Below are 12,661 nucleotides of genomic sequence, written 5' to 3' on the forward strand. Positions count from 1 at the left end.
TGAAGGCAACTGTGTTGCTGGCCTTGATTTTGACTGGCTCACCGGTTTGCGGGTTATTTGGGGCTTTATTGATAATTCCAACTGGGTGCAAAAAATTTTATTTTTCTACGCTGAGCAACTTGTAACTGATCTAGCCGTTAATGAATCACCGTGAACCGGGGGGGGGGCGGGAAATTATGTTTGGCCAAAAATTTAGCGACGTATCGCGAATGGCCCGCTAAAAGGGAAGAGTGGAGAACGGTGGGAAAACAATCGCGACGTTTGCAATAGAAAAAATATTACATAAAGAATGTGGCGAAACTCTGTTTAAATATTTACGTACGAGCAAGGTGACGAGTGTCAGAAAAAACCATCCTGGTCTCGCTGAGCGATTAATCGCGGAGGGGTACGAAAAGTGCAAGTGCTATAAAATACATTAATCCCCCAGCTGTCGCGGATGCGACAGCTGGGAAGGAAACGTGTATAACAATACACCTACATGCTAAATTCGATGAATGTCCCGCATTAGGATTTCCGCCTCGTGCCTGTATGCAGCGTCCCTACGCTTAATAGATGTGTAGATATTTAAAAGCGGCCATGGCGATAATGGAAAAAAAACGAACAGTAGAATGAAGAACGCTATCGCATTGTTTCTAATGGACAATTTTCTGCGCTGCTCTAAGTCCGTTTTTAAAACTTCCAATCTGCTCGGCTGCAAGGGGATCAAATATCGCAACTCCGCTATTAACATAGAAATTTCACATTTTTTCTTAGATGTTAAACGGTGTCCGTTTTCGATGATCTTTATTTCTTCGCTGATTCGAGAGGAGATAATCATGAACTCAGGTACGTTCGAGAGCGGATCTGTGGCAGTAAGCACTGCGACGAGATTTATATCTTTAATTGCGTGAGGGTAAATATTGTTGGCGATTAAATAGCGTTCAATTAGTTCTCGAGTTACGTTTTTTACACCAGTTAGAAAAGTGACGCTGTCGATGGCTTGCAAATTTTCGACCATATTATGGCAATGTTGGGAACCATGGGGATGCGAGCGGCTAATAGTTTTTCGAAAACCGGAGTCCATATGAGCCTTCGTATGCACGATGCTAGGACCATTCCCAGCTATCGCATTATTAATGGGCAACCAGGCCATGGCTGTAGGGGGTTTCTCAAAATACTAAAAAACGCGCAGAGACTATTACATAATAACGCGGGACAAATTGCCAACGCGGCGAACCTCTTCAAGAACTAGCGCCCTAAAAAATTGTGCTCCGAAAAAATGACATGGAACTATGCGGGTTATGTTCGATATTATGGTGCATAAATAGACTATGGTGTTGTGCATGTATCTACACCTGTCTCGGACCAAATTTACCTGGATTTATCGCGCTCTCCAAGAAGTGACAGCCATTCTATTGCAGTCTTTAATAAAAAATATTATGCCAGAATTTGGCGCGATAAAGGAGTTCAATGATAGATAAGAGATCACGCAGAATGCATGCTCTTAGGAAGTTGAAGCCATTCACGCCAGCGATCGATACATTGATTTATATCGTCGCCATTGGTATCAAATATTTTTTTGAGGCTAAATGCGCTTGTGCATTTTTGCCAGTCTATTGTTTCTCTGCAAGTGTGACCTTTCGGAAGTACGGTTCCTAAAAAATACAATAAAGCCATGGCGTTGGAGACGTTCGAGTCGAATTCAAAAGGCGATTTGCCGCCGTGAGATAACCAGTTCTCAAGTTTGATAACCTGCGCTTCGGCCGCCGTTTCTGCAAACATCGTCAGCGGTTGGCAGTTGCCCAATGATATTGAGGGGTTAATAATACCTTCCACAACGCATACTAAAGTGATTGTATCACCTGTGCGCAACGCTTCGACCGCTCTCTCTGCAGGCTTGGAGAGCTCGCTGACTATGTTTATCGACTCGTTCGCGCTTTGCAGTCCGAGTAACACAGTATCAGTCGGCGTCGCGCTAATAGAAATGACTTCACCTGTTATAATGATCGTTTTGTTTTTTAGTTTTCTATTGGCCACAACCTGGTTTGAATTGTAGATATGAGACAGCTCTAAGCTATTTAACGGCTTACCAATAGCCTTTGGCGCAAACTCTGGGATAAGGCTAGCGACTCCACTCAATGTTGCAGTAATGTCTTCGGCTAGTATGTTTTTTGTAAAATTTAATGCTTCTTTGCTGATGACCTCTGGTGGAATAGTGGCGGCTGCATGCAAGGCGGAGTCACGGGGCGACTCGCCAATAATATTATAGGGAAACTGATATGTATGGATATGATTCACTAGGCCGAGTCCTGCTATAAGGGCGAAAACACTGCAGGAATAAAATCTTAGTTTAAATTTTTGTGCTTGAAATTTGGTTGCGTTAAATATGGCATCATTGGCGAGTGAGGGAGTTATGCCCGCCATTAGATTGATCGCCGAGCTATCACTTGCAATGCTTATCTTGTAACCATTCTTCAGAAGTTCGTTGATATAAAGCTTGTTATACGAAAGCCAGTAGATGATAAATAACAGGCCTAGCGACAGCGGGCCAAAAACGGCAAGAATTAACGCATTTTTCCAATCCTTTCTGATTAAAGCGGGAAAGAAACCGAAAAAAAGAGTGGTCCAGGAAAGCCCTATAGGGGCATCTTTGAACTCCCCTGTAAGTTCGTTTTGCATCGTTAATTTTGCCATTGGTAATGCCTTGTATTAAACGCAAGCTGATCGATTCGGTTTTGTTAATTTATGCGCCCGTGTGCGCCATGTCTGTAGTCAAATCCTGATTTTCGGATTCACTGAAATGGTGGTCATTCGAATGAACAAGTTTTAAAGGTGAAGGCTGGTGTAGTGGGTCTTGATAGTGGCAGGCACTTACTTTCAATTTTAAAATTTGAAAATGTATAAGTTTTAAGATCCTGTTAAATCACCCGAGCGACTGCTTTAACGGTCGATAAGGCGTGATAAATCACAATGTCAGGATAAGCGAGTTTGTATATGATTGCTGTACGGGTTACATTCGATAGGCGTCAGGCGCAATTGTTGAGCTTGTCTATGTATTATGCACGACGTGTATTAGCTGTAAGCCGGGAGATATCAGTGATACTGATTGTCGCGAGGAGATAAAGTCGAATGCGGGATGAATTCGTTTTAAGACGCTCATCTCGGTTGATTCGTTGAACTCATTATGGTCAGTTTGAATGCAACAATGTAGGGCAACTAATCCCGGAGACCACGTTAAGTTTTTCTCGGCCCGAGCTAGCGCCAGCCCGCCGTTGAATTGATGGGGTCGAACCCAGTTGTACCAATACATCAAGCTGGGCTTCTTGAGCTGTTCTGTAACCCGTGGTCGGTATCCATTCCGTGTTCAAGCTGCGGAAAACGCGCTCCATTGGCGCATTGTCCCAGCAATTCCCCCGGCGACTCATGCTCTGGCGCCAGCGATTACGCCGCAACCGCTGGCGAAATAAACGACTCGCATACTGCGACCCTTGATCCGAGTGAAACAGCAGGCTCTGCGGTCTTCCTAGTTGCTCGTCAGTCATTTCAAGCGCCTTGATAGCCAGATACGGCGTCCGGCTTTTCCGACAAAGCCCAGCCCACCACCCGGCGCGTGCAAAGATCCAGCACGACCGCCAGGCAGTGCCATTTCCCTTCAGCCCAGATTTAGGTGATATCGTCGCACCACACCTGGTTGGGTGTCGGAACATCGAGCTCCCTATTCTAGATGTTCGGGATATCGAGTCGCTCTACCGTCGCTCGTTTGCAGGCGTGTGAACCGGGTTGTTTGCTGACTAAATCAAGCTCGCGCATCAAGCTGCGCACTTTGAACAGACCGAGCGTCTCACCGTCTTCAAGCATCAGCGACAAGATGCTGCGGCTGCCGGCAGCGCTACGACTTTGCGTGAACAACTCGCTCACCCGGCTGCGCAGCCGAAGCCGTTCGACATCTGGCGTGCGGCGTCTAAGGCGCTGGGCGTAGTAGCACGAATGAGCGACTTCTCAAGCACCTTGCACAGCCAATCAACCGGCTCATGGACGCTCACATGATGGCTCAGCGCGTACGCTCGTGATCTTCCGACATCAAGAGCGCGGTAGCCTTTTTAAGTATCGATTTTTCCCGTTCAAGGCGGGCAATTCGAGCTTCCAGCTCCAGGATTTTCTGTTGTTCCGGGGTCAATACTTTGCTCTGCGGTGTGACGCCTTGGCGCTCCTGCTGAACCTCATCAACCCATCGGCGTAGGGCCGACTCGCCAATACCGAGCGAATGGCTGGCTTTGATGTAGCTGTAGTTTTGTTTGAGCACGAGGTCGGCAGCCTCGCGTTTGAATTCAGCAGGAAAGGAACGGCGTTGCTTGGTCATCTAACACCTCGATCTGGCGAGCACTCTCGCCTAAATGGGTGTCGCTTCATTAGACCACTACAATAAAGAATCGTACGCTGCGGGATCCATAGTGCTAAGTCGTCTTCATCCCGAGAAAACAGGCGTAAGGTATGCGCAAGAACGACGTCCGAAAAGCTATGCTCTGGGGGCAAGACATTGGATAACTCACTCATTCCCGAAGTATTCAAGTCGTCATCGGGATATAGTACGTTAAATTTCAAGCTTCAAAAAAATACCCACAGCTCTGGGGGAGAGATGTGGGCAAAAAAACACACAGGGAGTGAAAGATCGCGTACCTCGACACAGCGTATGTGCCTTCCTTTGGTCGGTGTACGCGGGCTTTCAATGTAAATTCAATAGAATGTAGCGACCGCTGTATGTAGGGAAAGTCTTCACTTTGCATATTTCTGCGCAACAGAAGAGATACTAGGTTGTTTTTTGGGGCTGAGCGTGGACTTTACTAGCAGGCGCCCCCGCCCACCTGATATGAAAGAACTTGATGCTGCATGAACCGCGATAGATTCGCGATCGTTGGTGCTACCTTGAAAGCTGGGTCAAGATTGCCAGTAACGCCTGCGGTATCAATTAAATGATGGGCGCGCAACATTGGTCGCGTCGAGCAGATCGGCCAAGGGTGTAATCGCACACAGCGGGTGTTGCTTCGGAAGGGTGGGCTTCGCCTGGTTGGAGGGACGACTAGAATGCACGAACTGCGCATTGGCGCAATGCCTATAGGCGGAAATCTCGGGTTGGTATCACGATGCTTAACACGGCTGGAATTTTTGGCTACCCTTCGAGTAGAGTTAGAGGCGCGATGTCCGTTGGCGTTTTTTTCGCTCATAATTTAGCCAATTGCACATCCCGCAGCTACATCAATTGTGCATTCAAATTCGATGGAGCCGCAGTCGCCGATGCTCGTTTTGGTCGCAGAATTGCAAATGACCATGGTAATAAGTGAGTTTCGCAAGGTTAGTTGCAACCGAACAGTTCAGTAGAGGTTGCGAGATTAACCAGTATTGATAGCAAGCCAAGCAGCAAGCGTCGCCTCTGAAAGCGCTCAGGTAGTAGCAGATTCAGTCGTTTAAAAACCCTAGCTTGGAGGGGGCGCCGATATGGTTAACTTACCGCAAGCGATGCGTCGATACGTAGCCGATCTAAATAGTCCGCCCATTGTTGAGCCGCCTCCCGGCGTTGTCTTAACAATTGCGCCCGTGCATACACTGCGCCCAGAGCCCCTGGCATACGGTGGGATAAGGACAGCTCCAACACGATCGGATCAATGTCCAAGTGCTCGTGAGCAATGGTTCGGAAGGTGGCGCGGAAGCCGTGCGCGGTAATTTTGTATTCCGGCCAGATGCGCTGAAACGATTTGAGCATGGATGTCGGATTAATTGGATTACCTGGGTGAACAGGCGAGCCAAATACCCAACCGTAGCCTTCTTCATCCACCACACTGCTCTCGCGCTGTCCGCGGAGTAAGGCCAATGCTTGCTCCGGCAACGGCACAATGTGCTTGGCCCGATTGAGATGCTTAGTTTTGCTAACCACGTAACGCCAGTCGGCGCCTACCAGGTCGATGTCTTCCCAGCGCATGTTAGCTAATTCTCCGGGACGTACCGGCAGAAGGACCAGCAGCCGCATAGCTGTAGTGACGATGCCATCACAACAGTCGTCCAGGCGCAGCAAAAACCGGCCCAGGTCAGCCGGACGTTCGATGGCAGGGTTGCTGACCACCATGTGGCGGATCTTCAGTTCTTCTGTGTTGCTAAGTGCTACGTTGCGCTCCACCCAGCCACGTCCTTCGGCAAAACCCAGCACCGCGCGGATAATGGTACGCACGCGCGCCGCCATGGCCATGGTGCGCTTGCGGCGTAGTTCGGTAATGATTGGGGTGATGTGTTCCAGCTTTACCTCGCTAACCGGTCTGTGGCCGATGGACGGGAAAATATGATTGTCGAGCGCACCACGAAAACCAGAAAGAGATTTAGACACCAATTGCGCGGACTTGAACTCCAACCATTGTTCGGCCACAAACCTGAATGTCCGCATCTCGCTGAGACGCTGCGCCGCGATCTTGGCGGTTTTGGTCTGGAGGGGCGCAATATGATTAGCCACGTCGCGTCGCGCTGCCCTGGCGATATCACGAGCTTCTTTGAGTCCAATGTCAGGGTAGCGGCCGACGGCAAACAAGTTCTCCTTGCCGTGCAGGCGGTACTTTAATCGCCAATACTTGGAAGGGGGTTTGGCTGTCTTTAGCGACGTTCTTACCTGCAGGAATAGGCCCGGAACTTCGCCGTCCGCGTACTTGCCCGATTGGTCTACCGCTCGGACGAATGTATCGGTAAGTTTGCGTCGAAAAGCGGCCGGGCCTGATGCCATTCTGGGGGTACCGTTTTTTCTTTGGGGTAAAATTTATTTTTAATATACCCCCAAGGCTCCAGGAAACTAGTGGAATTCGACGGACGGCAATGGACAGCTTGTTCTCCTAATTACTTGTTTAATAAGATTTATTTGGACTTTTATGGAAAACGCTTAAAGACTATTGGGGTCCCCGAAAAACATCTGAATCCGCGATCGCAACCAGCGCTCACCCGGATCATTATCCTGTGACCCGCGCCACGCCATATGCAATTCAAAGCTGCGCACCGGCAACGGCGGTTCCTCCGCACGTACACCACCCGCGGCCGTGAGGGCTTCTGCCGTGTAGTCCGGAACGGTGGCGACGATGTCAGTCCCGCTCAGCAGCGTGCTCAACCCGTTGAACTGCGGCACCGCGAGCACGACATGGCGCTTGCGTCCCAGTTTTTCCAGCTCTTCATCGATAAAGCCGCTGAGGTCGCCGGCGAATGACACCAGAGCATGAGGCCGCGCGCAGAAGTCATCCAGGCTCAAGGGGCCGGGCACGGTATCGGCACGCAGCAGCTTGGGCGAGCTGCGGCGCAGGACTTTACGCTTGGCATTCGCCGGCAAGTCGGTGGTGTAGCTGACGCCAATGGAGATTTCGCCGGAGGCCAACAATCCCGGCATCAGGATGTAATTGACCCGCCGGACCACCAGCACAATCCCCGGAGATTCGGCCCGCAGGCGCTTGAGCAGCATCGGCAGCAGGGCAAACTCGACATCGTCGGAAAGACCGATGCGGAACACCGCAGTGCTGGTGGCCGGGTCAAACTCGGCGGCTCGGCTGACGGCGGTGGAAATGGAATCCAGCGCCGGGGAAAGCAGGGCGAAGATCTCCACGGCCCGGGCAGACGGCTCCATGCTGCGGCCAGTGCGCACAAACAACGGATCATCGAACAACCCACGCAAGCGCGAAAGCGCCGCACTGATGGCTGGCTGACCAAGGAAAAGCTTCTCCGCAGCGCGGGTCACGCTGCGCTCGTGCATCAGGGTTTCGAATACGATCAACAGGTTGAGGTCGACACGACGCAGGTCATTACGATTCATCTGGAGTCCAGGCAGAGTCAGTAAACTTGACGTGGGCGGCCATATGAGAACAATGGCCAGCAGGAATATTACGGGGAAAGGCTGGTACTCTGCACCGAGTAATTCAGTTTTCCTACAAAGGCTGCTTCAGTTTCTTACGACATTTGACGATGTTGCCGCTGATGCGGAATCAATGACAAGCATGTCGACTATTAATAGCCACAGATAGTGTTGGGTTGAAAGCCCAGCTAGAGTTCATGGCATTAGAGGTTCATTTGGCGAGGTTTGCGATGTCCCGCACGATCCGGTTTCACAAATTTGGTCCAGCCGAGGTGCTCAAATGCGAAGAGCATGCGGCCGCTCTGCCTGCACCGGGTGAAGTGCAGGTGCGCGTCGAGGCCATTGGCATCAGTTGGTACGACACACTCTGGCGGCAAAACCTGGCGTCTTCCCGTGCTCAATTGCCTGCCGGCCTTGGCCAGGAAATGGCCGGTGTCGTCACGGCTGTCGGTGAGGGTGTCGATGATCTGGCCGTGGGTGACAAGGTCGCCAGTTTCCCGGCTCAAAGCCCGAACGATTACCCGGTCTACGGCGAATTGATTGTGCTGCCACGCACGTCGCTGACCCGCTACCCGGACGTGCTCAGCCCGATTGAAGCCAGCGTGCATTACACGCCTTTATTGATTGCCTACTTTGCCTACTCGGATCTGGCACGGGTCAAACCCGGGCAGTTTGCCCTGGTCACTGACGCCAGCCATTGCGCAGGCCCTTCGTTTGTCCAGTTGGGCAAGGCCTTGGGTGTGCGGGTGATCGCGGCCACCAAGTCGGCGGATGAACGTGAATACCTGCTGTCGTTGGGCGCCGAGAAAGTGATTGTCACCGAGGAAGAAGATCTGCTGATGCGGATCAACAAAATCACTGACAATCGCGGCGTGGATGTGGTGTTCGATGGTCTGGGCGGCCCACAGATGTCACTGCTTGGCGACGTTCTTGCGCCACGTGGCAGCCTGGTTCTGTACGGCCTGCAAGGCGGGAACCAGACACCATTCCCGGCTTGCGCAGCGTTTCAGAAAAATATTCAGTTCTTCGTGCACTGTATCGGTAACTTCACCGGCAAGCCGGAACTGGGCATCATCCAGGATCAGGTTGCACTGCAACGGGCCTTGCGTGACATCAACCAGTTGACCGCCGACCGCGTGGTGCTGCCGCTCAAGACTCGGGTCTTTCCGTTTGCCGAGTTTGTCGAGGCTCACCGCTACATGGACGAATGCCCCTGCCGGGAAAGGGTTGCGCTCCAGGTCGAGCCAGCCTGATCCACTCAAAGAGTCCGTGCCTTCACGGACTCTTTGCTTTCAGTACTTTCCTACATGAGACCTTCCATTGATCTGTCAGTGGAGCAGTTCAGCAACTGAACTGGTTTTTGCTCTCAATCTGTAGCTTCTAATCAGCATCTAAGCCCTGATAATTGAATGATTACTTTCATCTCAAGGAATGAGCTATGAGCCGGTATCAGGCTGATACTTTTCAATGTGCACTGCTGATAAATATTCAACCATTAACGATCGTCTCGGTAGTTGCTGGAAATTTATTGGCTACTTCTTTCTTTATTTCCTGTGTTAAATGTCTGTGGGACTCTGTCGGATATTTCCTAGGACGTCGAAAGGCATGGAGTGAGCCCCCGTTAATACGGGCTCCACGGCTGATCGACAGGATGCAAGGCCTGCGCAGCCTCCGATGCACTCAAATGTCGACATGAACATTTAAGTGCTAGCATTTACCAATATAACCAGTATCCAAACCCTGTTCAGGCCAACCTCCTGCGCCGCGTCCTGCTGTGTGCGCGATATTGAACTACGAGTATCAGGTACATATAGATGACCAATATCCATGAACAAGCCATGAGCAATGTCTATCAACAAGTGCTGCAACGATTGCTGAGTTTCTTTTCCCGGGCCGAACGCACGGCATTGCAGTTGTTGATTCAACGCCTGGGCGTGGCCGCCGGCGGCATGGAGCAGATCGGTGACTTCAAAGTATTGGCCATTCAAACCGGCTCCCGTGACAGTTGCTACTCCCTGGCATTGCTGCGGGCCGCACAGCTGACCATCGCCAGTCGAGCGCCGGCAACGTTCCAGTTGCGCGTGGCAACCCTGCGCCTTGGCAGTTCCTGCGAGACAGCCCTGGAAAACATTCATCGCAGCTACAGCGCCTTGTTCGTCTACGATGACCCGCGGGTTGAAGTTCTGATGGTGGATAACCGCGAGGTTGTAGCGTTCGATCCCGTGGCCCCGTTGTCTGCGGCAGGCCGTGAGTCCGAACGCACCAACCTGCTGATGATCGGGCACGTGCGGCCCATGGACGGGCCGCTTGACCTGTGGGACAACGGCTACCTGGCCACCGGCGAGTTCTGCGGGCAAATCACCCGCTGGAGTCATGGCGTCGACGCCCTGATCAGCCACGATACGCCGCGCCAACAGAGGCGATTTATCGAAGGTCTGAAACGGGCTGCCACCAAGGCCGGCCACGATATGTCCAGGCATCCCGAGCCGGGCTATGAGGGATTGTTCCGGCTGCTCGACGACCTGGGCGCTCAAGGCTACCAACGGTTTTACTCGCAACCGGGTTATCAACCCTGGCGTCCCGCAGAGGATTTTGAAATCTGCCGCCGCGCGACATTGATTGATATTCACGATTTGCTGGTCAGCAATCTGGAAGAACGATGGCCGCTGCTTACCGAATTTCTCGGATTCCAGGCGGACGAACTGGCGGCTCACCTCTGTGACAATGACTACAGCAGTCTCCCGGTTTGCGCCCACGTGCGCGGGTTGGATGCCTGCTTCGTGCAAGGTCGTACCTATGAAGAGGGGATTGGCGAATACCTGCAACGGGCGTTGGTGATGATGCGCCGTAAACAACTGCCGGAACGCTTGTGCGAACAGGCGATGGAAACCTTTGGCCGGCCAGTGACACTGGCAGAGCAGCGGACAAGGACTGCAACCGAATTGCAACGAAGCCTGGGTTTGAATGAAGCCCAGTTGGTGTGCCTCTTGTTTGCGCCTTTTGTCGACAACGGCGCAACACTCGAGCGATTCCTGCGCCAGTGCCACCCAGGCATGATGGTGGCATTGCCTGATCTGCATCGGGCCATGCAGGGGCAACAAGTTGCCGACCAGATCAAGCAATGGCTCACCGACGTCAGTGGTCTGCCGGTGAATCTCGTCTGCGACCTTTATCGCATGAAGTCGGTGGCGGTACTGGAGGGCAGGGTAGCCGAACCGGTGATCGGCGATGCCGTTGCTGATCCGGTCGACTATCACTCATCCGTGCCGGGTGAGTCGTCCGCCGGTGGTTGAAGGTGAGCCGTCATTGCCAGGCCCGCGGTCCTTGTCCATGAAAGGACCGCGTACTACCGACTTTGCCTATCAGGCGGTATATCGATACCTGACCCACCTCATCGGCGAAACAGCCAATGATGCGCGGGTTCGCCTGCCTTCATTGCGGCAACTGGCAGTGCGGCTGAATGTGTCGATCTCGACCATTCAGTACGCCTACGCGCTACTGGAAAAGGAAGGCCGGGTGTACTCAGAGGCCAAGTCAGGATATTTCGCGCAGCCGGTGCCTGCTGCGAATACGCTCTACAGCGGGAATGACTTGCTCGAAAGCGTTTACGTCAACGCCCGCCGTCCAGGCATGCTGGTACTGAGTACAGACGATCCGGCAATGCTGCAGCCCATAGACAGTCCGTTGCTGCTGCTGGAAAGAGAGTTGCTTCGTCAGTATCCGCGCCAGCCGCAGGCACACTCGCAACCCTGCGGCGAACTGGAGTTGCGCATGGCATTGGCTGCGCGCTACACCACTTCGCCGGTGCGGTGCTGGCACGCTGAAGATGTCTACATCGGGGCGGACCTTCGTGGTGTGCTGGAAATCCTGATCGTCGTGCTGGGCCTCAAGGAGGCGACGGTGGTGGTCGAGTCACCGTGTGACTGGGGGATTCTGCGGTTGTTGGATGCGGCAGGCGTCCGGGTCATCGAGTGGCCGGTGATGACCGACGGCGGCCTGAATCATGACCTTCTCAAGACACTGCTGGAAACTGAACCGGTGTGCCTGGTGATGCTTTCGTCCGGCATGAATACGCCCAGTGGCAGCCAGGCATCCGAGGGCAACCGTGAGGCCATTGCGCAGTTATTGAAGCAGCATGACTGTTGGGTGTTGGAGAACGACTGCTACGGTGAGCTCGAATTCGAACCCGGCGGCCCGCGATTTCGCGAGTGGCTGGCCCCGGAACGTCTGATCGTATTTTCTACTTTCGAAAAAATAATGGGGCCGGAAGCGCCCTTTGGTTATCTACTTTCGCGCCATTTGCGCGTGGAGCTGCAACGCCATTTCCTGCTGCGCGCTTTCCGCCTGTCCGCGATTCGCCAGAAAGCCATTGCCCGCTTGTACAGCAACGGACGCATCGACCAACACCTGCAATTGCTGCGGCGTCGACTCAAGGATGGCAAGGTGCAGATGATTCAGTTATTGCAAGAACGCTTGGCCGATGCCCTGCATTTCGTCGAGCCACAAGGAGGTGCAACGATCTGGGTGCGTCCATTACGGCAGGTCAACGTGCGCCGGGTATTCCAGCGCCTGCTCAAGCAACATGTGGTCATAGCGCCGGGAGAACTGTTCAGCCTCCAGGGGTTACATGCACAGCATCTGCGATTGAGTCATAGCGTGGTTGCTGAACAGGATCTGGCGAACGCCTTGGGTCTGCTGGCGGATGCGCTGCGAATGGAGTCGATCGAATGAACGCAACACCCTGTCTGGTGCAATGCTCGACTTTTATAACACTGAGCTCGATCCTGCACGGGATCGATAACGTCGCGCGACGGT

The 12,661-nt window shown here is 52.7% G+C and carries 6 protein-coding genes and 1 pseudogene; 3 read left to right on the plus strand and 4 right to left on the minus strand.

Annotated features, from left to right (window positions below):
- Window positions 1–1,464: 1,464 nt before the first annotated feature.
- The 4 genes and pseudogenes from D8V06_RS21735 to D8V06_RS21750 all read right to left on the minus strand — a co-directional run bounded on the left by D8V06_RS21735 (window position 1,465) and on the right by D8V06_RS21750 (window position 7,807).
- Window positions 1,465–2,673: a hypothetical protein gene (locus D8V06_RS21735; protein WP_130907375.1), complete on the minus strand. Its 1,209-nt coding sequence runs from the start codon at window positions 2,671–2,673 to the stop codon at window positions 1,465–1,467.
- A 494-nt stretch (window positions 2,674–3,167) separates the two neighbouring features.
- Window positions 3,168–4,339 (minus strand): annotated as a pseudogene (locus D8V06_RS21740) (IS3 family transposase).
- A gap of 1,137 nt (window positions 4,340–5,476) precedes the next feature.
- Window positions 5,477–6,739, minus strand: a complete 1,263-nt coding sequence (locus D8V06_RS21745) for a site-specific integrase (protein ID WP_130907374.1) — start codon at window positions 6,737–6,739, stop codon at window positions 5,477–5,479.
- 153 nt (window positions 6,740–6,892) lie between these two features.
- The gene (locus D8V06_RS21750; RefSeq protein WP_130904885.1) at window positions 6,893–7,807 is read right to left on the minus strand and encodes a LysR family transcriptional regulator; all 915 of its coding nucleotides are present in this window, start codon (window positions 7,805–7,807) and stop codon (window positions 6,893–6,895) included.
- 269 nt (window positions 7,808–8,076) lie between these two features.
- Here D8V06_RS21750 and D8V06_RS21755 point away from each other — a divergent pair, with 269 nt between their 5' ends.
- The 3 genes from D8V06_RS21755 to D8V06_RS21765 all read left to right on the plus strand — a co-directional run bounded on the left by D8V06_RS21755 (window position 8,077) and on the right by D8V06_RS21765 (window position 12,577).
- Window positions 8,077–9,099, plus strand: a complete 1,023-nt coding sequence (locus D8V06_RS21755; protein ID WP_056855393.1) for a zinc-dependent alcohol dehydrogenase family protein — start codon at window positions 8,077–8,079, stop codon at window positions 9,097–9,099.
- Window positions 9,100–9,660: 561 nt separating this feature from the next.
- Window positions 9,661–11,139, plus strand: coding sequence for a hypothetical protein (locus D8V06_RS21760; RefSeq protein WP_130931758.1), 1,479 nt, complete (start codon window positions 9,661–9,663; stop codon window positions 11,137–11,139).
- Window positions 11,140–11,176: 37 nt separating this feature from the next.
- Window positions 11,177–12,577, plus strand: coding sequence for a PLP-dependent aminotransferase family protein (locus D8V06_RS21765; protein ID WP_130904883.1), 1,401 nt, complete (start codon window positions 11,177–11,179; stop codon window positions 12,575–12,577).
- The last annotated feature ends 84 nt before the right edge of the window (window positions 12,578–12,661 follow it).

This window comes from Pseudomonas sp. Sample_24, from assembly GCF_004307605.1.
GTDB lineage: Bacteria > Pseudomonadota > Gammaproteobacteria > Pseudomonadales > Pseudomonadaceae > Aquipseudomonas.